The sequence below is a fragment of the Azospirillum ramasamyi genome, from assembly GCF_003233655.1.
Taxonomy (GTDB): domain Bacteria; phylum Pseudomonadota; class Alphaproteobacteria; order Azospirillales; family Azospirillaceae; genus Azospirillum; species Azospirillum ramasamyi.
The window spans coordinates 98,379-122,500 of sequence record NZ_CP029831.1 but is presented as its reverse complement, the minus strand read 5'-3'; the positions used below and the strand labels follow the sequence as shown (position 1 = coordinate 122,500).

At 67.3% G+C, this 24,122-nt stretch carries 21 protein-coding genes and 2 rRNA genes (1 of these 23 only partly in view); 8 read left to right on the top strand and 15 right to left on the bottom strand.

Translation table 11 applies throughout. The features are described 5' to 3' along the window. The 4 genes from DM194_RS17230 to fdhF all read left to right on the top strand — a co-directional run. Positions 1 to 1,730, top strand: a 23S ribosomal RNA gene (locus DM194_RS17230); it begins 1,017 nt to the left of the window's first position. A gap of 132 nt (positions 1,731 to 1,862) precedes the next feature. Further along, a 5S ribosomal RNA gene (rrf, locus tag DM194_RS17225) occupies positions 1,863 to 1,978 on the top strand. Positions 1,979 to 2,527: 549 nt separating this feature from the next. Beyond that, the gene (locus tag DM194_RS17220) at positions 2,528 to 4,282 is read left to right on the top strand and encodes an NAD(P)H-dependent oxidoreductase subunit E (protein WP_111069204.1); all 1,755 of its coding nucleotides are present in this window, start codon (positions 2,528 to 2,530) and stop codon (positions 4,280 to 4,282) included. Between the two features lie 10 nt (positions 4,283 to 4,292). After that, positions 4,293 to 7,064, top strand: coding sequence for a formate dehydrogenase subunit alpha (gene fdhF, locus DM194_RS17215; protein ID WP_111068813.1), 2,772 nt, complete (start codon positions 4,293 to 4,295; stop codon positions 7,062 to 7,064). Here fdhF and DM194_RS17210 read toward each other — a convergent pair. Genes DM194_RS17210 through DM194_RS17185 form a run of 6 tightly spaced genes read right to left on the bottom strand, consistent with a single transcriptional unit; the run spans position 7,024 to position 11,334 of the window. Then, positions 7,024 to 7,761 carry a (5-formylfuran-3-yl)methyl phosphate synthase gene (locus DM194_RS17210; protein ID WP_111068812.1) on the bottom strand — a complete coding sequence of 246 codons (738 nt, stop codon included), beginning with the start codon at positions 7,759 to 7,761 and terminating at the stop codon, positions 7,024 to 7,026. The genes fdhF and DM194_RS17210 overlap by 41 nt on opposite strands. Beyond that, positions 7,758 to 8,336, bottom strand: a complete 579-nt coding sequence (locus DM194_RS17205; RefSeq protein ID WP_111069203.1) for a DUF447 domain-containing protein — start codon at positions 8,334 to 8,336, stop codon at positions 7,758 to 7,760. Before DM194_RS17205 ends, DM194_RS17210 begins: the two co-directional genes overlap by 4 nt. Before the next feature lie 9 nt (positions 8,337 to 8,345). Next, complete coding sequence (locus DM194_RS17200) at positions 8,346 to 9,731, bottom strand: DUF6513 domain-containing protein (protein ID WP_111068811.1); 1,386 nt, start codon at positions 9,729 to 9,731, stop codon at positions 8,346 to 8,348. After that, complete coding sequence (locus DM194_RS17195) at positions 9,707 to 10,363, bottom strand: amino acid kinase family protein (protein WP_111068810.1); 657 nt, start codon at positions 10,361 to 10,363, stop codon at positions 9,707 to 9,709. The genes DM194_RS17200 and DM194_RS17195 overlap by 25 nt, the downstream gene beginning before the upstream one ends. Then, the gene (locus tag DM194_RS17190; RefSeq protein WP_111068809.1) at positions 10,360 to 10,800 is read right to left on the bottom strand and encodes a dihydroneopterin aldolase; all 441 of its coding nucleotides are present in this window, start codon (positions 10,798 to 10,800) and stop codon (positions 10,360 to 10,362) included. The genes DM194_RS17195 and DM194_RS17190 overlap by 4 nt, the downstream gene beginning before the upstream one ends. 45 nt (positions 10,801 to 10,845) lie before the next feature. After that, positions 10,846 to 11,334, bottom strand: coding sequence for a DUF3280 domain-containing protein (locus DM194_RS17185; RefSeq protein ID WP_111068808.1), 489 nt, complete (start codon positions 11,332 to 11,334; stop codon positions 10,846 to 10,848). Positions 11,335 to 11,472: 138 nt separating this feature from the next. On the opposite strand from DM194_RS17185, the gene DM194_RS17180 reads away from it, so the two are divergent. Then, the gene (locus DM194_RS17180; RefSeq protein ID WP_246024432.1) at positions 11,473 to 12,072 is read left to right on the top strand and encodes a hypothetical protein; all 600 of its coding nucleotides are present in this window, start codon (positions 11,473 to 11,475) and stop codon (positions 12,070 to 12,072) included. 9 nt (positions 12,073 to 12,081) lie between these two features. Here DM194_RS17180 and DM194_RS17175 read toward each other — a convergent pair whose 3' ends face one another. The 5 genes from DM194_RS17175 to DM194_RS17155 form a co-directional block, all read right to left on the bottom strand. Continuing rightward, complete coding sequence (locus tag DM194_RS17175) at positions 12,082 to 13,440, bottom strand: quinoprotein dehydrogenase-associated putative ABC transporter substrate-binding protein (protein ID WP_111068807.1); 1,359 nt, start codon at positions 13,438 to 13,440, stop codon at positions 12,082 to 12,084. A gap of 7 nt (positions 13,441 to 13,447) precedes the next feature. Beyond that, positions 13,448 to 14,047, bottom strand: a complete 600-nt coding sequence (locus DM194_RS28750) for a c-type cytochrome (RefSeq protein WP_246024431.1) — start codon at positions 14,045 to 14,047, stop codon at positions 13,448 to 13,450. Positions 14,048 to 14,152: 105 nt separating this feature from the next. Beyond that, positions 14,153 to 15,979, bottom strand: a complete 1,827-nt coding sequence (locus DM194_RS17165; RefSeq protein WP_111068806.1) for a methanol/ethanol family PQQ-dependent dehydrogenase — start codon at positions 15,977 to 15,979, stop codon at positions 14,153 to 14,155. A gap of 412 nt (positions 15,980 to 16,391) precedes the next feature. Further along, a complete protein-coding gene (locus DM194_RS17160) occupies positions 16,392 to 17,207 on the bottom strand; it encodes an ABC transporter permease (protein ID WP_111068805.1) in 816 nt (271 codons plus the stop codon). Beyond that, positions 17,204 to 18,007, bottom strand: a complete 804-nt coding sequence (locus DM194_RS17155) for an ABC transporter ATP-binding protein (protein ID WP_176581456.1) — start codon at positions 18,005 to 18,007, stop codon at positions 17,204 to 17,206. Before DM194_RS17155 ends, DM194_RS17160 begins: the two co-directional genes overlap by 4 nt. A 153-nt stretch (positions 18,008 to 18,160) precedes the next feature. Between DM194_RS17155 and DM194_RS17150 the strand changes: the two genes are divergently transcribed. From DM194_RS17150 to DM194_RS17140, 3 genes are read left to right on the top strand one after another with little or no spacing between them, the layout of a single operon-like run. Further along, a complete protein-coding gene (locus DM194_RS17150; RefSeq protein ID WP_246024430.1) occupies positions 18,161 to 19,300 on the top strand; it encodes an ATP-grasp domain-containing protein in 1,140 nt (379 codons plus the stop codon). Beyond that, positions 19,297 to 20,205, top strand: a complete 909-nt coding sequence (locus tag DM194_RS17145) for a RimK family alpha-L-glutamate ligase (RefSeq protein WP_111068803.1) — start codon at positions 19,297 to 19,299, stop codon at positions 20,203 to 20,205. The genes DM194_RS17150 and DM194_RS17145 overlap by 4 nt, the downstream gene beginning before the upstream one ends. Continuing rightward, a complete protein-coding gene (locus DM194_RS17140; protein ID WP_111068802.1) occupies positions 20,202 to 21,038 on the top strand; it encodes a RibD family protein in 837 nt (278 codons plus the stop codon). The genes DM194_RS17145 and DM194_RS17140 overlap by 4 nt, the downstream gene beginning before the upstream one ends. A 47-nt stretch (positions 21,039 to 21,085) precedes the next feature. On the opposite strand, the gene pqqA is transcribed toward DM194_RS17140, so the two are convergent. From pqqA to DM194_RS17120, 4 genes are all read right to left on the bottom strand, one after another. Continuing rightward, on the bottom strand, positions 21,086 to 21,166 hold the full coding sequence (gene pqqA, locus DM194_RS17135) for a pyrroloquinoline quinone precursor peptide PqqA (protein ID WP_111068801.1): 81 nt from the start codon (positions 21,164 to 21,166) through the stop codon (positions 21,086 to 21,088). Positions 21,167 to 21,613: 447 nt separating this feature from the next. After that, complete coding sequence (gene fae, locus DM194_RS17130) at positions 21,614 to 22,141, bottom strand: formaldehyde-activating enzyme (protein ID WP_176581455.1); 528 nt, start codon at positions 22,139 to 22,141, stop codon at positions 21,614 to 21,616. A 360-nt stretch (positions 22,142 to 22,501) separates the two neighbouring features. Next, positions 22,502 to 22,924 carry a hypothetical protein gene (locus tag DM194_RS17125; RefSeq protein WP_162630103.1) on the bottom strand — a complete coding sequence of 141 codons (423 nt, stop codon included), beginning with the start codon at positions 22,922 to 22,924 and terminating at the stop codon, positions 22,502 to 22,504. 210 nt (positions 22,925 to 23,134) lie between these two features. After that, positions 23,135 to 24,106: a PQQ-dependent catabolism-associated beta-propeller protein gene (locus tag DM194_RS17120; protein WP_111068799.1), complete on the bottom strand. Its 972-nt coding sequence runs from the start codon at positions 24,104 to 24,106 to the stop codon at positions 23,135 to 23,137. Positions 24,107 to 24,122: the final 16 nt, after the last annotated feature.

Here is a 24,122-nt window from a genome sequence, read left to right as displayed (position 1 = left end):
GGGAAGGCCATGACAACCAGGAGGTTGGCTTAGAAGCAGCCATCCTTTAAAGAAAGCGTAATAGCTCACTGGTCTAGTTAAGCCGGCCTGCGCCGAAAATGTATCGGGGCTCAAGCCGTGTACCGAAGCTGCGGATGCGATCTTTTAGATCGCGTGGTAGCGGAGCGTTCCGTAAGCCTGCGAAGGGTGTCCGTGAGGCCGCCTGGAGGTATCGGAAGTGAGAATGCTGACATGAGTAGCGACAAAGAGTGTGAGAAACACTCTCGCCGAAAGTCCAAGGGTTCCTGCGCAAGGTTAATCCACGCAGGGTGAGCCGGCCCCTAAGGCGAGGCCGAAAGGCGTAGTCGATGGGAACCAGGTTAATAGTCCTGGGCCTGGCGGAGGTGACGGATGGGAAAGCGTGTATGTCCTTATCGGATTGGACATGCTGTGGACCCGTTCCAGGAAACAGCCCCGCCGTATAGACCGTACCCCAAACCGACACAGGTGGACTGGTAGAGTATACCCAGGCGCTTGAGAGAATGGTGTTGAAGGAACTCGGCAAATTGCCCTCGTAACTTCGGAAGAAGAGGGCCCCGTTGTGGCGCAAGCCATGGCGGGGGGCACAGACCAGGGGGTAGCGACTGTTTACTAAAAACACAGGGCTCTGCGAAGCCACACAAGGCGACGTATAGGGTCTGACGCCTGCCCGGTGCCGGAAGGTTAAGAGGAGAGGTGCAAGCCTTGAATTGAAGCCCCGGTAAACGGCGGCCGTAACTATAACGGTCCTAAGGTAGCGAAATTCCTTGTCGGGTAAGTTCCGACCTGCACGAATGGCGTAACGACTTCCCCGCTGTCTCCAACACCAACTCAGCGAAATTGAACTCTCCGTGAAGATGCGGAGTTCCCGCGGTCAGACGGAAAGACCCCGTGCACCTTTACTACAGCTTTGCAGTGGTGCTAGGGACTTCATGTGTAGGATAGGTGGGAGGCTTGGAAGCCCGGGCGCCAGCCCGGGTGGAGCCAACCTTGAAATACCACCCTTGAAGTCTCTGGCATCTAACCGTGGCCCGTGATCCGGGTCCGGGACCCTGCATGGCGGGTAGTTTGACTGGGGCGGTCGCCTCCCAAAGTGTAACGGAGGCGCGCGATGGTGGGCTCAGAGCGGTCGGAAATCGCTCGTCGAGTGCAATGGCATAAGCCCGCCTGACTGCAAGACTGACAAGTCGAGCAGAGACGAAAGTCGGCCATAGTGATCCGGTGGCTCCACGTGGACGGGCCATCGCTCAACGGATAAAAGGTACGCCGGGGATAACAGGCTGATGACTCCCAAGAGTCCATATCGACGGAGTCGTTTGGCACCTCGATGTCGGCTCATCACATCCTGGGGCTGGAGCAGGTCCCAAGGGTTCGGCTGTTCGCCGATTAAAGTGGTACGTGAGCTGGGTTTAGAACGTCGTGAGACAGTTCGGTCCCTATCTGCCGTGGGTGTCGGAGTTTTGCGAGGATCTGTCCCTAGTACGAGAGGACCGGGATGGACATACCTCTGGTGCACCGGTTGTCACGCCAGTGGCATGGCCGGGTAGCTAAGTATGGACGGGATAACCGCTGAAAGCATCTAAGCGGGAAACCCACCTCTAAACCAGAGCTCCCTTGAGAGCCGTGACAGACCATCACGTCGATAGGAGGCATGTGGACGGGCGGCAACGCCTGAAGCTAAGCCTTACTAATCGCTCGATCGGCTTGATCTCACCCCACAAACCGCGCCATGCGCAGCAGCAAGCCTGCTTGACGCACGCACCGCAGTTCGATACATCCTCGACCTCACTTGCACTGAACCCGCGATACGCTTTGGGAAAAGCGTCGGTCTTGAGCCTTGGTGACCTGGTGGTCATGGCGAGGTGTCAAACACCCGATCCCATCCCGAACTCGGCCGTGAAAAGCCTCCGCGCCAATGGTACTGCGTCTTAAGACGTGGGAGAGTAGGTCGCCGCCAGGTCACTCAGGCTCAAGAGACGCCAAAAACCAAAGCAAATCCGCAGGCATCGACACACGCATCCGAAACGCCCCGGCTCTCATCAGCCGGGGCTTTTTTGCGTTCGGATCGTCCTTTTCGAATCTCCGGTTTGGGCATCTGGTTCGGTGATGCAATCCGCCCGTCGGATCGTCGGATCGTCGGATCGCCGGATTGCCGGCGCGACGAGGGCGAGGGTTGGGTTCGCCGACGCTGAGGTGGTGAACCGACTGCCGCCCGACACGAATAAGCCCTTGATTTCGCGCGCCTGCCCTCATTTGTTGACGACGCCGTCCCGTGGGTTGGCGTTGGAGGGAGGCCATTCGCCGTGTTCGCCATCCCACCATCCGACATTCCCAGCCGGACGGCGCCAATGATGATTTAGAATGCTGACATTCAGCAAAGGATGCGTTACCGTGGCATCTGGTATACGAGACACCAGGAACTCGGATCGCGACACCCAGAAGCGCGGACCATCCAGCAGAGGCCAGAAACGCCGTGACCGCATTCCCTCCGAACATCAGCGCTCCGATCATCAGCGCAAAGCCGCCGGGCGGCGTTCCCGCCCGCAGCATCCATCCCGGCTCCGGTCGCCGCAAGACGCGCGATCAGCAGAAGGGCCGTCAGGTCGATCCCGTCAGCCATGATGAGGTTCGGGCGCTTCTCGGCGACCGCTCCCGTCAGGCGGACCTGCTGATCGAGCATCTCCACCTGCTACAGGACCATTACGGCTGCCTGCATGCCCGTCACCTCGCCGCCCTGGCGAAGGAGATGAAGCTGGCGCTGGTCGAGGTGTTCGAAGTGGCGTCCTTCTACGCCCATTTCGACATCGTGATGGACGATGAGCCGGCGCCGCCGAAGCTGACCATCCGCGTGTGCGATTCGCTGAGCTGCGCGCTCGCCGGCGCCGAACAGCTGCACGAGGCGCTGAAGGCAGGCGTCGACGAAAGCGAAGTCCGCGTCGTACGCGCCCCCTGCATGGGTGGCTGCAACAACGCGCCCGTCGTGGCGATCGGCCATGCCCCGCATGAGAACGCGACCGTCGAGAGCGTGCTCGACGCCGTCGCCCACGGCCATGTCCACCCGGTCATTCCCGACTATCTGGGCTTCGACGACTATATCCGCGGCGGCGGCTACAAGATGCTGGCCGAATGCCTGGATGGAGCGCGCGACGTCGATGCCGTGCTGAAGATGCTGGAGGATTCCAGCATCCGCGGCATGGGCGGCGCAGGCTTCCCCACCGGCCTGAAATGGCGCTATGTCCGGGCGGAGCCGGGACCGCGCATGATGGCGATCAACGGTGACGAGGGCGAGCCCGGCACATTCAAGGACCGCTTCCATCTGGAGCGCGACCCGCACCGCTTCCTGGAAGGGATGCTGATCGGCGCCTGGACGGTCGAGGCGACGGACGTCTACATCTACCTGCGCGACGAATACCCGCAATGCCGGGAAATCCTGCTGCGCGAGATCCCCAAGGTGGAGGCCGCCGGCCTCGCCCGCCACACCCGCATCCATCTCCGCCGCGGCGCCGGCGCCTATATCTGCGGCGAGGAATCGGCGATGCTGGAAAGCATCGAGGGTAAGCGCGGCCTGCCCCGGCACAAGCCGCCCTTCCCGTCGGTCGTCGGCCTGTTCGGCCGCCCGACCCTGATCAACAACATCGAGACGGTGTTCTGGGTCCGCGAGATCCTGGAGAAGGGCGGGGCGTGGTTCGCCAGCCACGGCATGAACGGGCGCAAGGGGCTGCGCACCTTCTCGGTCTCCGGCCGGGTCAAGGAGCCGGGGGTCAAGCTGGCTCCGGCCGGCATCACCCTGCAGGAGCTGGTCGACCAGTATTGCGGCGGCATGGCCGAGGGGCACACGCTTAAGGGCTATCTGCCCGGCGGCCCGTCCGGCGGCATCCTGCCGGCGTCGATGGCGAACATCCCGCTCGATTTCGGCACGCTGGAACCGCACGGCTCCTTCATCGGCTCGGCCGCCGTCGTCGTGCTGTCCGACAAGGACAACATGCGCGACGTGGCGCTCAACCTGCTGAAGTTCTTCGAGGATGAGAGCTGCGGCCAATGCACCCCCTGCCGGGTCGGAACCGAGAAGGCCGTGCGCCTGATCAGCGAACCCGAATGGGACGAGGAGTTGCTGAAGGCGCTCGCCACCGTCATGGGCGATGCGTCGATCTGCGGCCTGGGTCAGGCGGCGATGAACCCGATCAAGCTCGTGATGAAGCATTTCCGTGAGGACTTCGTGTCGCGTCAGGGCTCGGCCCAGGGCGCGGCCGGGTTGCAGGGGTAAGGAGACCGACATGTCCAACGGCATCACTTTCACCCTGGACGGCACCGAGGTCGAGGCACGCCAAGGCGAAACGATCTGGCAGGTCGCCACGCGCCTGGGCTCGGAGATCCCGCATCTCTGCCACCGGCCGGAGCCGGGCTACCGCCCCGACGGCAATTGCCGCGCCTGCATGGTGGAGATCGAGGGGGAGCGCGTGCTCGCCGCCTCCTGCATCCGCAAGCCCAAGCCCGGCATGACCGTGCGCACCGCGTCGGAGCGGGCCAAGGCGTCGCGCAAGCTGGTCTTCGAACTGCTGCTGGCCGACCAGCCGGCGCGCGAGACCGCGCACGACCCCAACTCCACCTTCTGGAACTGGGCCGACAAGGTCGAGATCGCTGACAGCCGCTTCCCCACGGTGGACCGGCCGAACAAGACCGACGACATGTCGCACCCGGCGATGGCGGTCCAGCTCGACGCCTGCATCCACTGCAACCTGTGCGTCCGCGCCTGCCGCGAGGTCCAGGTCAACGACGTCATCGGCATGGCGGCGCGCGGGCATCTGGAAAAGATCGTCTTCGATTTCGACGACCCGATGGGGCAGTCCACCTGCGTCGCCTGCGGCGAATGCGTGCAGGCCTGCCCGACCGGCGCCCTGATGCCGGCGACCATGGTCGACGAGAAGGGCGTCTACACCAACGCGCCCGACCGCGAAGTCGACTCCGTCTGCCCCTATTGCGGCGTCGGCTGCCAACTGACCTACAAGATCAAGGACAACAAGATCGTCGCCGTCGATGGCCGCGACGGTCCGTCGAACCAGAACCGCCTGTGCGTCAAGGGCCGCTTCGGCTTCGACTACGCCCATCACGGCGACCGGCTGACCGTGCCGCTGATCCGCAAGGAAGGCGTGTCCAAGCACGACGTCGACATCGACCCGATGAACCCCTTCACCCATTTCCGCGAAGCGACCTGGGAAGAGGCGCTGTCGGTCGCGGCGGGGGGCCTGCGCAAGATCCGTGACGAGCGCGGCGGCAACGCGCTGGCCGGCTTCGGGTCGGCCAAGGGCTCGAACGAAGAGGCGTACCTGTTCCAGAAGCTGGTGCGCACCGGTTTCGGCACCAACAACGTCGACCACTGCACGCGGCTCTGCCACGCCTCCTCGGTGGCGGCGCTGATCGAGGGCGTCGGGTCGGGGGCGGTGTCGGCTCCCTTCATGGCGGCGGAGGATGCCGAGGTCATCGTCATCATCGGCGCCAACCCGACGGAGAACCACCCCGTCGCCGCGACCTTCTTCAAGAACGCGGCGGAGCGCGGTGCGAAGCTGATCGTCATGGATCCGCGCGGACTCGCCATGGCGCGTCACGCCACGCACATGCTGCAGTTCACGCCGGGCCGCGACGTGTCGATGCTGAACGCCATCCTCCACACCATCATCGCGGAGGAGTTGTACGACCGCCAGTATGTCCAGGCCAACACCGAGGATTTCGAGGCGCTGGCCGAGACGGTGAAGGACTACCCGCCGGAGGAGATGGAGAAGGTCTGCGGCATCCCCGCCGCCAAGCTGCGCGAGGTGGCGCGGCTGTTCGCCCGGTCGAAGGCGTCGATCATCTTCTGGGGCATGGGCGTGTCGCAGCACATCCACGGCACCGACAACAGCCGCTGCCTGATCGCGCTGTCGCTGGTCACCGGCCAGATCGGCCGCCCCGGCACCGGCCTGCACCCGCTGCGCGGCCAGAACAACGTCCAGGGCGCGTCCGACGCCGGCCTGATCCCGATGTTCTACCCCGACTATAAGTCGGTCGAGGATCCGGAGGTCCAGTCCTTCTACGAGAATTACTGGGGCGCCAAGCTGGACGGCAAGCGCGGCCTGACGGTGGTCGAGATCATGGACGCCATCCATGACGGCCGGATCAAGGGTCTCTACATCGAGGGCGAGAACCCGGCGATGTCCGATCCCGACGTGACCCACGCCCGCGAGGCGCTGGCCATGCTCGACCATCTGGTGGTGCAGGACATCTTCCTGACCGAGACGGCCAAATACGCCGACGTCGTGCTGCCGGCCTCCGCCTGGCCGGAGAAGGACGGCACCGTCATCAACACCAACCGGCAGGTCCAGATGGGCCGCGCGGCGGTGCCGCTGCCGGGCGAGGCGCGCCAGGATCTGTGGATCATCCAGGACATGGCGCGCGGGCTGGGCCTGAACTGGAACTACACCCATGTGTCGGAGGTGTTCGCGGAGATGGTCGGCGCCATGCCGTCCCTCGCCAACATCACCTGGGAGCGGGTGGAGCGCGAAGGCTCCGTCACCTATCCGGTGGACGGGCCGGACCAGCCCGGCCACGACATCGTCTTCGGCAACGGCTTCCCCACCAGGTCCGGCCGCGGGCGCTTCGTGCCGGCGCGTCCGATCAACCCGGCGGAGACGCCCGACCTCGACTACCCGCTGGTGCTCACCACCGGCCGCCAGCTGGAGCACTGGCACACGGGGTCGATGACCCGGCGGTCGAACGTGCTGGACGCGGTGGAGCCGGAGGCGGTCGCCTATGTCTCTCCGCACGACCTGACCCGCGCGGGCCTGCGCACCGGCGACTTCATGCTGGTGTCGAGCCGCCGCGGCACCATCCGGCTGAAGGCCCGCATCGACGACCGCATGCCGGTCGGTCTGGTCTTCATCCCCTTCGCCTACGCGGAAGCGGCGGCGAATGTGCTGACCAACCCGCAGCTCGATCCCTTCGGCAAGATCCCGGAGTTCAAATACTGCGCGATCAAGATCGAGAAGGCGCAGATGGCCGAGGCTGCGGAGTAAGGTCGGGAAGACCGGCAAAGGCGGTGGCGACCCGCGCCACCGCCTGCGGGTCGATACCCGCGGTGCGCTCCCCGCCGCAGAGCGCGCCGCGGAATCCGAGGTAATCGGGCGACAGGGCCGAGAGGGCCGGGATGTCTGCAACACGCAGCGACCCGGCCAGCCCGGTCAGCAGATTGTGCGCCCGCGTGCAGCACACGAAGTTGGACAGCTGGGCATCGTCCCAGTGGCGGCGCAGCCCGTGGCGCTTGCCGGCGGTGTCCAGCATCGCCCCGCGAAAGCCGGCGGCGGCGAGCCGGTCGATGGGCAGGCAGCCGGGATCCGGCGGCCAGAGGTCGGCGAACAGCACGGCGACCATTTGCACCCCCTCCGCCGCCAGCGGGGCCAGGGCATCGATGCAGCGGTCGGGCGCTCCATCCGGCGCGAAGCCGATCTTGACGAAATCCACGCCGGTCGCGGCGATCCGGCGGGCCGCCGGTTCCACCGCTTCGGGCCGCATCGGGTGGTCGCCGATGGTGGCGCTCAGCCACGGGCGCCCGGGCAGGGCCGCCAGTGCGCGCATCGTCGCGGCGATGTCATCCGCCGCCCATGCCCCCAGCGCCCCGGCAGAGGGGTCCTTCAGGTCCAGGATGCCGGGCGCCGCCGGCAGGAGCAGGGGGATTTCCGCCGGATTGGCGACGCTGGCCAGCCATCCGGTCATGACGCCTCTCCCCTTCGGTGGGCCGCGATGCGGTCGATCAGCCAGCCCCAGGCCTCCAGTTCATGCGGGCCGGCGGTCTTGCCGATGGCGATGGACAGGTACTCGATCTCCCGGTCGATCTTGTCGGCGGGCAGCATGTGCAGCCGGCTGACCAGAATGGCCGCTTCGATCACCGCCGCCTGCGCCCGGTTGTGGCCGCGGAAGCGGGCATGGCCGGCGGCATGGACGGTGCGGCAGTGGAAGCGTGGGCGGATCGGATCGTCCTCCACCTCGGCCACCACGATTTCCTCATGCGACAGGCAGCCGGCAAGCCGGGGGGCGTCGATCCGCTCCGCCGGGACGGTCGGCCAGTCGCGCCGCCGCCGGCTGATGCAGCCGGCGAAGACCCGGACGTCCTCGGTGTGGTTGACGACGGCGCAGCGGCGGGCGAACAGGTTGTCCAGCGTCCGCGACGGCCGGAACGGGGCCAGGATGAAGCGTTCCTCGTCGCCGGCCGGCTCCACCGTCACGCCCATCGGCGCCACATGGGGCTGCCCGTCGGCGCCGGTGGTGGTGATGATGGTCTCGCGGATCATCGGCATGGGTCAGCCGCCTCGCTTGGTCGGGCCGATGGCGTGGAAGCCGGTGGGGTCGTCCTTCGGCTCGTCGGTCGCCACGCCCCAACGCAATTCGTTGTCCTGGACATAGCGCTTGCCGAGCTGCCACGCGATCTGCGCCCGCGCCAGTTCCACCCCCAGATAAAAGGCATGGCCGGTGTCGGTTCCCAGATCGAGCTTCGGAAACAGGTCGAAGGGATCGGTGGCGCGGTGGTGGCCGTCGCGGTTGTAGAGATGGATGCCTTCGGTGCTGACCTCCACCCGGTAATTGGGGTCGCGGATCTGCGCCGCGGTCGCGGCGATCTGTTCGGCGTCGCGGACGAAGGGCCGTCGGTCGCGCAGGCACAGCAGGCCGCTGCCGAAGCCGCGCGGCATGCTGTGGGCCGCGCGGGCGGCGAAGAACTGGCGCCGCGCCGCGTCGAACTCGCGGATGGCGCGGCGGCAATGCGGGCTGACCTGCACCGCCAGCACGTTGCCGATGCGCAGTTCGGACACCACCCCCATCAGCACGGCGGTGATGCCCGAGGTGTCGGCGTCGGTCAGTTCGGTCACATTGCCGATGCCCATCAGGATCTCGGCGTCGGGCCAGCGCTCCCGCACGGTGCGGTAGCGCAGCAGGGAGTCGGTGAAGCCGTGGTGGATCGGTTCGAGGATGGGATCGACCAGAAAGCGCCGGTTGCGGCGGACCATGGCATCGACGGCGCGGTCCAGGCTGTCGAGATCCGGCGGCGTGGTCGGGATCAGCACGGGCACCGCATCGCCCTCGTCGGCGAGGTGGAGCGTCCCCTCCGTCAGGCTGAGCAGATAGTCCGCCCCGGCCCGGTTGGCGCGGCGCAACTCGTCGGCGTTCAGGGAATCGACGCTGACGGTGAAGCCGGCGTCGTGCAGCGCGCCGATGGCCTCCTCCAGATGGGGAAAGCGGGTGTCGGGCAGGCAGCCGAGGTCGATGACGTCGGCGCCGTCGGCGCGAAGCTCCGCGGCCTTGGCGAGGATGGCGGCGGTGTCGCGTGACGGTGCGTCCACGATCTCGGCGAAGATGCGGGTGTCGTGCCGGCTGAGGTCGAGGGGGCGGGCCTGCCGCTGGAAATACTGGGGCAAATCCTCCAATTCATCGGGGCCGCGTTCCACCGCCGTGCCAAAATGGGCGGCGAGGGCGGCGAGATCGCCGCGGAACCGGCCCGGCAGCAGGATCAGGTCGGCGCCCCGCGCGGAGTCCAGCCGCCGCAGCACGATTTCCGTGGTGGCGAGCGCCGCGACCTTGACGCCGAGATTGACGATGGTCGCCTCGAAGGGCAGGGGGGCGAGCGAGTCCAGCACCTGACGCAGCCGGTCCTCCGCCAGGGAGCCGGTCAGGAAGAGGATGTGCCGGGCCATGCCGCCTCCCGTTCCCGCTCCAGCCACAGCCGGGTGCCGGCCGGCGGACCGCCGCGCAGTTCCGCGACGAAAAGCGGCAGGTCGTCCCGGCCGACGCAGCGGACCTCCGCCGACAGCCGTTCCATGTGTCCGGGCAGGACCGGGTCGATCACGCCGGCCCGCGCCAGCGCCCGCGCATCCGCCGTCCCCGGCGGCAGCGGCGCCGACTTCACCAGCACCAGCCGCTCCGCCTCCAGCCGTTCGGCGAGCCATGCCGCCAGCGTGTCGGAGGTGACGTCCCAGTTCTCCTCCACATCGGCGTCGCCCGACAGGGCCGCCGGCAGCCACACCGTCGTCCCGCTTGCCTCCGTGATGCCGGCGGCCGTTCGCGCCGGCTGCAGCGCCTGTTCGAGGTCGAGCAGCGCCAGCCCATATTGTTCCATGCCCAGGATCGCCATCCGGTGCGCCGCGGATGCGCCATAGCCCAGCACCGGCTGCGCATCGCGGACGGCATCGGCGAAGGGACCGCCGCCGGGAACGATGACGATGCGCCGCGCCCGCTCCGCCGCCAGCGCGGCGAGCCACGGGCGCAGGGCAGGGCCGTTCCACAGGCTGCCGCCCAGCTTCACGACCCAGATCGCGGCCCCGGTCATTGCGAATGGTCCCGCGCGCCGGTCAGCACCACGCCGACGCCGGCCGCCTGCGGGACGATCTCCAGCTTTTCCACCTGTACCCGTGCGAAAACCGCCTGCGGCGGCGACAGGCAAAGGGCAAGCAGCTTTTCGGCCAGAACCTCAAGCAGTTGGATGTGGGGGCTGCGCGTGAAGGCCTCGACACCCTGGATCAGGTACTCGTAGGAGACGACAGCGTCGAGATCGTCGACGAAGGGCCGGTTCGGCACCTCGACCGTCACCGTCAGGCTGACGCGCACGCGCTGGGTGCGGGTCTTCTCGTGGTCCCAGACGCCGATGTGGAAATCCCCGACATAATCGCGCAGCACGAGGTCGTAACGGCGCGTGACGGCGCGGGCGGGCGGTGGCCGCAGGACGTTCATGATGGTGCTGTAACCGCTCTGCGAATCGTCCGGCATCGTCTGGGGCCTCCCCGCCGCCTGTACTTCTTAGAGCCGTCATATTCACCGCTTGGCCGGCGCATGTTCGGCCAGCCGGTGCTCGACCAGCCAGGCGACGCCGCGCGACCAGGAGGCGGCATTGTCGCCGCGGATGTCGCCGCGCACCGTCGTCACCTCGCGGCCGGTGCCGACATCCTCGACCGCCACGGCGATCCACAGGATCAGGCTGCTGACCTTGCGGACCACGCCGAACACGACCAGATCGGCGCCGGCGGCACGGGCGATGTCGGTCTCGCAGCCGTTGCAGGTCAGGATCCGCGTCCCCGGCGGCACCAGCCCCGCCGTGGTGGCGTCGTCGATCACGTCATAGCCCTTGGCGTCCAGCGCCCGGCGCAGCTCCGCGCTGACCCGTTTCAGACGCTCCGCATGCTCGGCCGACTGGGGTTCGCCGCTGCTGTCCTCAAGCTCCAGATCGAGCACCAGCGTCCGCGCCGATGCGGCTCCCGCGCCCGTGAAGCCCAGCGCCAGACCGAGGGCGAACCCTGCGATCATAGCGGCTCCGATCCTCCTCCCCGCATGATCCATCGGGCTTCCCCTTTTGCGCAACGGTTCCGATTGCACCGGATCGTTGGTGTTGCCATCATTCTCGGTATGCATCGAATTTCTTCCATCTCCGCTGCTGCCCTGGCCGTGGCGCTGATCGCAGGCTCGCCCGCCCTTGCGGCGGCCCAGCCGGCTTCTCTGGATTCGAAGAATCCCGACTGGCCCTGTCCGCAGGTTCTGGTCCCGGCCCTGTCGGCGGCTTCGGTCTGGGATGGTCCGTCGATCGACGGGCTGGGGGACGAGTGGCAGAGGGATGCCGCCATCGCCACCCTGGTCCGGCGCGCGGCCGACGACAGCATCGACCCCGCCAGCCTCGAAGGGGAAGCGAACGCGCTGGCCGGCCCGGTGCAGACGGGCGCGGAGCAGGAGCATGACCGCAAGCTGGCGCTGGTCTTCGCCGGGGCGTTCCAGACCCTGGATCGTCAGCGCTCCGCCGCCATCGCGTCCATCGAGCGCTATGCCCAGCACCAGCGCGCCCTGCGCGAGCGGATCGCCGCCGCCTTGCGCGACCTCGATGCCGCGTCGGGCGACGCTGCCCGTACGCAGGAGATCAAGGCCGCCATCGCCTGGGACCGCCGCATCCTCGACGACCGCCGCCGGTCGCAGACCGCGGTATGCGAGCAGCCCGCCCGCATCGAACAGCGGCTCGGCCAGATCGCGCGCATGCTGTCGGCGCTTCTGTCCTGAGGACTGCACTCAGTTCGCCGCCTTGGCTTCGGGCGGTTTCCCCGGCGCCGGTTCGGGTTCGACCGTGACGAGTTCGCGGCCCGCCGCCGTCCAGCCCTCGGTGCCGGCCGGGTACCATTTGACCGCCTGATAGCCCAGCGCCAGCGCCCGTTTGGCGGCGTTCCAGCTCATCCAGCAATCCGGCTGGCAGAACACCACCAGCGGACGCTTGCGGTCGCCCGCGGTCAGCGCCTCCAGGCTGGTGCGGAAATAGGCCTCCTGCTCGGCGGATGGCGCGCCGTAGCCGACATTCGGCAGCCAGTGGGCTCCCGGAAGGCTGCGATGCGGCGGCGGCACCCAACGGCTGCCCGCCGCCAACCCCTCCGGCATTGGCGGCGTGGGCAGAACGTCCACCAGCACTGCGCCGGCCTTCGCCAGCCGCTCGACCTCCTCCGGCCCCACCGTCTCGGCGCCGCGCAGGGCCGGCGGGGTGGGGGCGCGGTAGTCGGTCATGCGGTAGCCGTCCGGCTCGGACACTGCCGCCTTGTCCACAGCTGAGTCTGCCGCCGCAGCCCGGATCGACCCGTCTGCATTGGCGAGCGGGACATGGTACTCGGCAAGGATGCGGTCGATGTCGTCCTGGCGGCGGACGATGAAGTCGTTCAGCCAGTGGCGCCAGTCCGGCTCGTCCGGCCGGATGCCCATGGAGATCATGTACTGGAACGGCGCAACGCCCGGTTCGTCCTTCAGCGGCACGACCGCCAGCGGCACGGACTGCCGGGCGGCGAAGAAGCCGGCGATGGGGCCCCAGACGATGGCGGCGTCGGTGCGGGCAGCCGCGACGTCCTCCACCGCCTGCTGGGCCGGGTGGTGGGTGCGCGTGTCGGTGTCGAGCTGGTAGGGCTCCAGGTTGGTCAGCCCGTGGCGGAGCATCACCGCGGAGGGCGGCGTGCGGGCGACGACGCCGATGCGGGCGCCCTGCAGCGACGGATCGGCCAGCGTCCTGGCCGTGATCCCGGAATCCTTGCGGTAGATCAGCGCGTAGGTGGAGCGGTAATAGGGGTTGGTGTTCTGCATCAGCTCTTCGCCGACCGCCGTCCCCATCACCAGGTCGCATTGCCGGGTGCGCAGCGTGTTGCGGACGAAACCGATGGTCTGCGGCCACCAGGTGAAGGTCAGCGGCACCTTCAGCTCGTCGGCGATCAGTTTGGCGATGCGGTTCTCGAAACCCTCCTGCCGGTCGTTGGAGAAGGGAAGCAGGCTGGCGTCGGCGCAGACGCGCAGCACCTCCGTCGGGATGCCTTCCGCCGCAAAGGCCGGTCGGCCGGCGGGTGCCGCCGCACAGAGCGCGGCGGCCAGCATCAGGGAAAGGACGGGTCCGCGGTTCATGACGGACTCACGATGCCGATTTGTACCGCTCGGGCCGGCCGCGGCCGATCTTCTCGTCGGACCGCGCCTTCAGATAGCGGTAGATGTCGGCGAGGTTGGTCATCACGTTGGGATCGGTGCCGAAGGTGGGCATCACCCGGTCGCCGGTGGCGCCGCCCTTGTTGGTGCGGCCGTTGGTCACCACCTCGGCGAACTGCCAGTAATCAATTCGCTTCAGCGAGTCGGTCAGGGCCGGGGCGAAGGTCGATCCAAGCCCGTCCGGTCCGTGGCAGACATGGCAGGCCGAGGCGTAGCGCCGGTAGCCGTTGTAGGTTCCCTGGTCCACCTTGCCGTCCCGCACGGCATAGAGCGGCACCCCTTCGTCGTCCACCAGTTCCTCGGGCTCGGCGACCTTCGCTTCCTGCGGCGGGCTTCCGCCCGATGACGGTGCCTGGGCCGGTGCCTGAGCGGACTGGCTTTGGGCCGGCTGGCTTTGGGTCGGCTGGTTCTGTGTCGAGTCGTTCTGCGCCGGCTTCTGTGCGGCATCCTGCTGGCCGAACGCGCTGCCGAGGGTCACCGTGGCGGTGAACCCAACCGCGGCGCACAGCCCGATCAGGTATCTGGGCATCACACTGTCTCTCCCCACTGCCTTTGTTCGTGTCTTTCCATCAGCATGGAAGGGCTTGGCGCCGGTTCCTTTCCGGTCCGGCGCCAAGCCTTGGCCGTCACTGGTTCACTGGTTGTCCGGGAGGGCGAAGACGGTCAGCGTGCCGCCGAGCTGGGTGTATTCGCCCAGCGACTTGTGCGCGCCGACGGCGCCCAGGCCCTCCTGTTCGCCGGTCAGCCCGGCGGCCAGCCCGATGCCGGCCCAGCCGCCCACACCCGACAGCACGGCGATGTACTGCTTGCCCTTGTGCGTGTAGGTGTTGACGTTGCCGATGATGCCGGACGACGTCTTGAAGTTGTAGAGATCCTTGCCGTCACGCAGGTCGAAGGCCTTCAGGAAGCCTTCCAGCGTGCCGTAGAAGCCGACGCCGCCCTTGGTCGTCAGGGCGCCGCTCCATACCGCGAAGCGTTCCGGCTTCGACCAGACGATCTTGCCGACCGCCGGGTCCCAGGCGATGAAGTTGCCCATGCCGCCGTGCGAATTCGGGGCCGGATACATGCTGAGCGTCGCGCCGACATAGGGCTGGCCGGCCGAATACTCCACCTTGAACGGCTCGTAATCCATGCAGATGTGGTTGGTCGGCACATAGAGCAGGCCGCTGTCCGGCGAATAGGAGGCCGGCTGCTGGTCCTTCGATCCGAGCGCCGCCGGGCAGATGCCGGTGGCGTTGGTGTCCTCGCCCTGGACGAAGGTGCTGTAGGCGTCGACGACCTTGGGCCGGCCGGTCGTCATGTCGATCTCGGATGCCCAGTTGACGGTCGGATCGAACTTCTTCGCGACGAGAAGCTCGCCGGTGTTGCGGTCGAGCGTATAGCCGAAGCCGTTGCGGTCCATGTTGATCAGGACCTTGCGCGGCTGGCCGCCGATGTTGATGTCGGCCAGGATGTTCTCGTTCACGCCGTCATAGTCCCACTCGTCGAACGGCGTCTTCTGGAACACCCATTTCGCCTGTCCGGTGTCGGCATCGCGGGCGAAGATGGTCATCGACCACTTGTTGTCGCTCTTGGCCCGGTCCTTGTCGACGGCGCGCTGCGTCGGATTCCAGGTGCCGGGGTTGCCGGTGCCGTAATAGATCAGGTTCAGCTCGGGGTCGTAGGTGTACCAGCCCCAGGTGGTGCCGCCGCCGATCTTCCACTGGTCCGCCGGCCAGGTCTTGATGCCGAGATCAGGCTCGCCGATCGGCTTGCCCATCATCAGCGTCTTCTGCGGGTCGATCATCACGTCCTTGTCGGGACCGGTCGAATAGGCCCGCCACACCATCTTGCCGGTGTTGGTGTCGTAGGCCGTCAGGTGCCCGCGGACGCCGAACTCGCCGCCGCTGATGCCGACATAGACCTTGTCCTTAACGACCATGGGGGCCGCGGTCAGCGTCTCGCCCTTGCTGGCGTCGCCGTTCTTGGCCGACCACAGGACCTTGCCGGTCTGCGCGTCCAGCGCCACCAGCGTGTTGTCGGCCTGACCCAGGAAGACCTTGTCGCCGGCCACCGCGACGCCGCGGGTGACGGTGTCGCAGCACATCACGGGAATGACGGACGAATCCTGCTTGGGTTCGTACTTCCACTTGATGCGGCCGTTGTCGTTCAGGTCCAGCGCATAGACGATGTTGGGGAAGGGCGTGGAGATGTACATCGTGTCGCCGATCACCACGGGACCACCCTCGTGCCCGCGCAGCACACCGGTGGAGAACTGCCAGACCGGCCTGAGATTCTTCACGTTGTCGCGGTTGATCTGGTCGAGCGTGCTGTAGCGCTGGCCGGCATAGTTGCCGAGCTGCATCGCCCAGTTGGCAGGATCCTTCTGATTCTTCAGGGTGTCTTCGTTGGCGTAAGCGACCGTGGCGGTGGCCGCCTGGATCGCGGCGGTGACGAGCAGACAGCGCACAAAGGGGTTCATCTGATTCCTCCCGTTTTTATGGGGCTTGGTCCATGGTCCCAGGGACTGCACGGCGACAGGCGATGGTGTCGGTGAAGCGGTCTTGGTGAGAGGGCGGCCTCCCTCCATCGGTAGCGCGTGATTTCGATCAGGCGGCGTCGGGGGTGCAGCGGCACCCGAAATCCCGATTCCCAATGAGTCCGGCATTGCAGGTGTGCCGGTATCGAGTGCTGGAGCACGGCCCTTGGCGGGGTTCTAAACTGCCCCGCATTATGTTGGTGATGCTGACAGTCAGTCTGGTCAAATAAAGATAGGCTGGGAAGATTATTTTCCACTGCCGTTCGAAAGTTTTGGAGCAAAGCTAAATAGTGGGCGGATCAAACCAAAGGCGGTAACTCGAAGGTCAGATATGATCGGCTCGGCGCGTCCGCGATCAGGCCTGTTCCGCCGGTCCGCCCCGTCTTGCCCAGAAACCGCGGCCCGGATCATAGGCCAGCACCGCGGCGCCGAGGAACAGCGCGAGGCAACCGGCCACCGACAGCAGGGCCGTGATGTCGACTCGGAGATACAGGCTGAAGCGGATCAACTCCACCGCCTGGGTGAAGGGATTGTAGGCGGCGATCAGGTACAGGGTCGGGCTGCCTTCCCGGATGCGCCAGAGCGGGTAGAGGGCGGAGGAGGCGAAGAACATCGGGAAGATGACGAAGTTCATCACTCCGGCGAAATTCTCCAACTGCTTGACGAAGGACGACAGGAGCAGGCCCAGCGCCCCCAGCATCAGGCCGCTCAGCACCAGGGCCGGCAGGACGGCGAGATAGCCGAGCGGCGGCGGCTCCACCCCCCACAGCCATGCGATGCCGAGGAAGACATAGACCTGCACGATCGACACCGTCACCCCGGCCAGCAGCTTGGCGACCAGCAGGTACCAGCGCGGCAGCGGGCTGACCAGCAGCGTCCGCATGCTGCCCATCTCGCGGTCGTAAACCATCGACAGGGAGTTCTGCATGCCGTTGAACAGCTGGATCATCGCGACCAGGCCGGGCACGACATATTCGTCGTAGAGGATGTAGGTCTCGTAGGGCGGAATGATCGACACGCCCAGTACCGCGCGGAAGCCGACGGCGAAGATCGCCAGCCAAACCAGCGGCCGGACCAGTGCGGCGAAGAAGCGCTCGCGCTGGTGCAGGAAGCGCAGGCCCTCGCGCAGAATGATGCTGCGCAGGCAGTACCAGTAGGTGGCGGCGCTCATGGCCGGCGCTCCCCCGCCGTCAGGGCGGCGAAGGCGGCGGGCAGGGCTGCCGTGCCGGTTTCGGCGCAGACCGCGCGGACGCTGCCGGAGGCGCGCAGACGGCCCTGGTGCAGCACGACGACGGAATCCTCCTCCTCCGCCTCGTCCAGCATATGGGTGGCCCACAGAACGGCGAGACCCTGATCGCGGCAGAGCGCGCGGACATGGGCGAGGATGTGGCGGCGCGAGTCCACGTCGAGCCCGACGGTCGGCTCGTCGAGAAGCAGAAGGCTCGGGCGGTGCAGCAGGGCGCGGGCGATCTCCACCCGGCGGCGCTGCCCGCCGGACAGGGCGCGCACCTTGTCGTCGGCGCGGTCGGACAGGCCGATGCGGGCCAGTTCCTCCCGCGCGCGGGCTTCGCAGTCCGATGGCCGCATGCCGTGCAGGCCGCCATGGTAGCGCAGGTTCTGCCGGACGGAGAGGTCGAGGTCGAGCGTCGGCTGCTGGAACACCACGCCGATGCGCTCCAGCGCGCGGGTCGGCTGGCGCCGCAGGTCGAAGCCGAAGATGCGGATGTCGCCGCTGCGGCTGGAATAGAGCCGGGTGATCAGCGAGAACAGCGTGGTCTTTCCCGCGCCGTTCAGCCCCAACAGCATGGTGAAGCCGGCCGGCGGCACGGTGAAGGACACATGGTCCAGCGCCACGCGCTTGCCGAAGCTGTGGCTCAGATCCTCAACGGCCAGGGCGGCCACGGCCCCGGCGGCGGATTCGTGGATGGCGGGAGTCGACGGGGACTCCGGAAGAACCACGGCCTCGAACATCCTGTCTTCCCCCAGGCCGTACCCCCGTCTCCACCCGAATGGGCGCCGGAAGGGCGGCACACGCCGTTGTTCGGAAGGGTGATTGCAAAGATAGCTTTATTACATGATTGTCAGCATTACTGATGAATGTTCAAGGCACTTTCGTGCCGGGACGTGAGCTTGACCCCGACAATACTCCCGAAGAGTGACGTGCTGGTGGTGGCGCTGTCGGCGCGCTCCCTGGCGGCCGGCGCGCGCCGCTGCGGGCTGCGCGTCACCGCCCTCGACCTGTTCGCCGACGCGGACACCGCGGCCATGGCCGACCGCTGCCTCGCCCTGGTCTCGCGGCGGCTGCGTCTTCCCGGCCCGGCGCTGCGGCATGCCCTGGCGGCGCACGACCTGCGCGGGGTGCCGCTGGTCTATGGCGCCGGGTTCGAGGACAGGCCGGAACTGCTGGCGGCGCTGGCGCGCGACCGACCGGTCCTCGGCAACGGCGCCGGAGTGGTGGCGACGCTGAAGGATCCGTTCGCCTTCGCCGCACTGCTCGCCCGCCTCGGCATCCCTCATCCCGAGATCGCCGACTCGACGCAGGAAGACGGCCGCGGATGGCTGATGAAGCGCGCCGGAGCCTGCGGCGGCGGCCACATCCGGCCGGCTGGCCGGCGGGTTCCGGCGGGACATTACCTGCAGCGCCGCATGTCGGGGCGTCCGGTGTCCCTGCTGTTCCTGGCCGATGGCCGGCGGGTGGTGCCGGTGGGGTTCAGCCGGCAGTGGACGGCACCGGCATCAGGGCAGCCCTTTCGCTATGGCGGCGCGGTCGGCCCGCTGCCGGTGCGGCCGCAGTGCGAAGGCGTTGCCGCGTCCATGATTGCTGCCGTCTCGCGCATCGTTGCGGAGGTCGGGCTGGTCGGGCTCAACAGCGCCGATTTCCTGGCCGGACCGGGCGGCTGGTGCCTGCTGGAGATCAACCCGCGGCCGGGGGCGACGCTCGACCTGTTCGACCGTCCACCGATGCCCGGCCTGCTGGGCCTGCACATGGCCGCCTGCGCCGGGGATCTGCCGCGAGTTCTGCCGCCCTTGGCCGACTGCCGCACCGCCATGGTCGTCTACGCGCGGGCGCCCGTTCTGCTGGACGGCTCCATGCGCTGGCCGGACTGGACCGCCGACCGTCCCCATACGCCGGCCCATATCCCGGCGGGCGCGCCGATCTGCACGGTTCTGGCGGACGCCGCCAAACCGGTGGAGGCCCGCCGCCTTGCCGGCCGGCGCGCGCGGGAGCTTTTCCGGCGGCATGTCCTGGCGGAGGCGGCATGAGCGGCGCGGTTGCCCTGTTCACCGATGGTGCCGACTGGCATGCGGCAAGGCTGGAACAGGCGATGACGCGCCGCGGCGTCGAATGCCGCCGCGTCCCGCTGAGCGCCTGCGGTTTCGCCGTCGGGCGGACGGCGACGGGGCTTCTGCTGCCGGGATTCGGCGATGCGCTGCCGGCGGGGGCCTTCGTGCGGGTGGTCGGGCAGGGCAGCTTCGAGCAGGTGACGCTGCGGCTGGGGGTGCTTCACGCGCTCGACCGGCTGGGGGTTCCCGTCTACAACACCGCCCGCGCCATCGAGGCCTGCGTGGACAAGAGCACCACCAGCTTCCGGCTGGCCCAGGCCGGGGTGCCGACGCCGCCCGCCGTCGCCGTGCAGGACGGCGCGACCGCCCGCGCGGTGGCGGAGTCTTGGCCCGGCTGCGTGCTGAAGCCGTTGTTCGGCGCCCAGGGGCGCGGACTGCGCCGGCTGCCGCACCCGGACGACGTGCCGGAGCCCGAGGCGGTGGGCGGCGTCTATTACCTGCAGCCGTTCGTGCCGCCGCGCCGCGACGGCGAATGGCGCGACTGCCGGGTCTTCGTGGTGGGAGGGCGCGCGGTGGCGGCGATGATCCGTCACGGCCGCAGCTGGATCACCAACGTCCATCAGGGCGGACGCTGCGAGGCCCTGGCGCCGGACGGCGTGGTGGCCGAGCTGGCGGTGCGTGCCGCGGCGGTGGTGGGCGCCGACTATGCCGGGGTCGATCTGATTGCCGCCCCCCATGACGACGGGCGGTGGCTGGTGCTGGAGGTGAATTCGATGCCCGCATGGCAGGGGCTTCAAACTGTGAGCGAAGCCGACATCGCCGACGCGCTGGCGGCGGATTTCCTCGCCCGCGTCGAGGCTGCCGCATCGCACGGGCCGCAATGACCGCCGACATGCTGCGGCTGTTCCCCGGCCCGCCGGAGGAGATCGCGCTCGACGGCGCCTATCTCGCCCACCGCCTGCACGAGCGGGGGAGCGCCGGGGCGCCCTTCGTCTATGCCAGCTTCGTCGTCAGCCTGGACGGGCGCATCGCCCTGCGCGACCCTGCCACCGGGGAAAGCCGGCTGCCCGCCGGGCTGGTCAGCGGCAACGATTTCCGGCTGTTCCTGGAACTCCAGGCGCAGGCGGACTGCATGGTCACCCATGGCGGCTATCTGCGCGATCTGGCGGCCGGCCGACTGGACGATGTGCTGCAGGTGGGAACGCAGGAGGCGACGCGGGATCTCGCGCGATGGCGGGCCGACAACGGCCTGGCGCCCCAACCGGCCCTGGTCATCGCCAGCGCCAGCCTGGATTTTCCGATGCCGGACTCCCCGGCCCGGCATGGCCAGCGTGTCGTCATCGCCACTGGTGCCGCGGCGCCGGCCGAACGTGTGGCGCGGTGGCGCGCCGCCGGCCATGAGGTGCTGGTCGCGGGGGCGGGAGCGTCGGTGGAAGGCGGGGCCCTGGCCGATGAACTCGGCCGGCAAGGGCTGCGCAGCGTCTATCTGCTGACGGGACCGCGGATGCTCGACACCATGCTGCGGGACCGCAGGCTGTCGCGCCTGTACCTGACGAGCGTCCACCGGCTGCTCGGCGGTGAGAGCTTCCATAGCATGCTGGCCGGGCCGGAACTGGGCGATGCCGGGCGGCTGCGGCTCTGCGCGCTGCATTACGACGCCTGCGCGCCGGACGGCACCGGGCAGTTCTTCGCCCATTTCGAGCCGCAGCCGGCCTGAGTGGCCGAAGTGAAGGTTTCTTCTTGAGTGGGAAGGTTCCGTGCCGGTTACAGGCCGGCGCAGGCGTAGGCGTTGATTTCCGTTCCGACCCGGATTTCGGCGGTCTTCGGTTTGCGCCAGGTTTTCATGTCCGTTTCCTCCGCTGGAATGGGCGAACCGGCATGATTGCCATGAAGCCCATTAGGAAATGGTACCGCTGATGTCCATGCCCGGCCATTACCCGAATGGGGAGGGAATTGAGAATTTAGGCTAGTTCTTTGTGCGATGCGAAATGAACTGCGCGGCCGTACTTCTTTGGAACTGGAATAATTCAACGTCTTAAGCGCTGAAATGGTGCAATCTCGTATTGAGTCTTCCTTTGAGCCAAATATCCTCAGCGATTCCGCGCCGGTGTCCGGCCAGCCTTGGCCGCGCAATGGTAAAGGCGGAATCATTCTACGGCGGAAGGTATTCGGTCCTTTGTCCGCTGCTCCGCTCAAGCAGGGCTGAAGGTGGCATCGACTTTCACCCATGACGAAAGCCCCTTTCCCGCGAGGGAAGAGGGGCTTTCACAGAGAACGGATCCTTGTGAACGATCAGGCGGCGAATGGATGCTTCGCGACATCCTTCTGGCTCATCAGATCCTTGGCGGTGGGATAGCCGGACACCGCGCGCTCGATGGCCTCCTTGGTGGCACGGTAGTTGTAGTCCTGGATCTTGGCGTTGTCCTTCGCCTCCCAGTGGATGAAGACGCCGACGCAGATGAAGATGTTGTCGATCTCGTCCTGCGGGATGGTGCCTTCGGCCACGCAGTCGGCCACCGCCTTGGCGACGCCGTGCTGGGCCGGGCCGAACATCTGGACCGCCTGCTCGGCGCCTTTGATCGTGACCTTGTTGAACAGGATGGTCGAGGGCTTGCACTGCAGGTTGGGGGCGATGACCGCCAGCAGGCTGGTGAAACCGTCCTTGTTGTTGGTCAGCGCGTTGCAGAAGGCGGTTTCGGCGGCACTGCCGCGCGGCCCCATGATCAGGTCGATGTGGGCAACCTCGTTCCCGTCGCCGACCAGCGACTCACCCACCAGCACGCGATTGATTTTCGGGGATGACCCCTGCCACATGCCCATCGCCGTTTTCTCCCATGTTCTTGAAAATCATTGGAGGACCGCCGCAGGAGGATCGCCGCGGAAGGATAGCCGAAGAAGGACCATCGCAGTCATGCGGTCGCCGGCCAGTTCGATTCTGCCAACTCGATCCAGTCGGGTTGCCGGTAACGCGGCGTCTGGATCGGCCGAGAGTTCCGGCGTCGGTCACGGCGGACATTATGCAGTTTGTTTGTTTGCGCAACAAACTCACAAAAGAGGTCTGGAGTACCTTAGAATCGCAGCCGCCGCCTTCATGCCGCACCAATATCGACTGGGAAGGCTGACCGTTCGGTGGTTGTTACCCCATCTTTGCGGCGGCTGCGATCGGTCTTCGGGATGGCGTCACTGCTGTCCTTGCTTGTCGGTCGAGCCGGCGGTGCCGCCCGACCCGCCCTGCGTCACCGGGGCACCGCCGATGGTGCCCTGCCGCTGCTGCGGGAGCGAGGTATCGGGCAACTGTCCGGTCGGCGCAGCGCCGCCGCCCCCGGTGGTCGAGCCCGCGGCAGAACCGTTGGCAGAACCGCCTGTGGTACCGGAACTGCCCTGCGGCACCGGAGCGCCGCCGATGGCGCCCTGGCGCTGGCCGGGCAGCGAGTCCGACGGCAATTGTCCGCTGGCCGCCGCCGGGGCGTTCTGGGTGTTGGTGCCGTTGGTGGATTGGGCCGAGGCCGAAGTTGACAGCGCCGCCGCGCCGAGGATGCCGGCACCGACCACGGCTGCACAGGCCAGGGTACGGACCGGTCCGTTGGAGAGCTTCATTGTCATGATTACACCTCCCTAGGGCCGGGCCGTCGCCGACAGCCGCCGCCGCACCCGGCCTGTTCCTTCAACCGGACGCTGCGGCTGCCGGTTCCGTGGTACCGCCATGCAGCCGACGATCCTCTCCCACAAGGGGAGACCGAAAGGGGAGCAGGGCTTCGGAGATGAAACGCCGCCGTCCCTCTCCCGAATGCGGCGCCCCCCTTCCGTCACCCGTCAGGGCTTGACCACGACCCCCCAGGGCGCGCCGCCGACGGGAATGCTCTTGATCACCCGGTTGCGCTCCAGATCGATCACCGACAGGTCGTTGCTGATGCCGTTGGTGGTGTAGAGCCGCTTTTCGTCGGGCGAGAAGGCGAGGTTCCAGACGCGCTGGCCGACCAGGAAATAGCGCTTCACCTCGAAGGTTCCGGTGTCGATCTCGGCGATCCGGTTGGCGGGGCCGAGCGCCACGAAGGCGCGCTTGCCGTCGCTGGTCATCTGGATGCCGACCGCCTGGATGGCCTCGCGCCGGACGCCGGTGACTTCGAAGCCGATCTTCTTGACCATCTTGCGGGTCGCCGCGTCGATGACGCTGACCGTGCCGCCGATCTCGCTGGACACCCAGACATGCTTGCCGTCGCCGCTGAATTGGGCAACGCGCGGCCGGCTGTCGACCAGAACGTTGCCGATCACGGCGCGTTTCTCGGTGTCGATGAAATGCGCCATGTTGGTGGTTTCGGAGGTGTTGACCAGGAGCTTGCCGTCGGGGCTGATCCCCATGCCTTCCGGCTCCACCCCGACCTGGATGTTGCCGATCGCCTTGCGGCTGGGGATGTCGATGATGGTCACCATGTTGTCGTCCTCGTTGGCGACATACAGCCGGTTGCCGTCGGGGGAGAGGACGAACAGCTCCGGATCGGGGCCGGAGGGCAGGGAATGGACCACCTTGCCGCTGGCGATGTCGACCACGTCGACACGGTTGTCGTCGCCGGCGCAGACATAGAGCTGGGTTCCGTCGCCGCTGAGCGTGATGCCGCGCGGCCGGCGGCCGACCTTGATCTTGTTGATGATCTGCAGGCTGTCGCCGTCCACCACGGCGATCTCGTTGTCCTTCTCATTGGACACGAAGATGGTTTCGGCCAGTACCGGCTCGGCGATCATGGCCGGAGCGGCGAGGAGCAGCATGGTGCACAGTAAAGAGCGCATGGGTTGATTCGCCTTT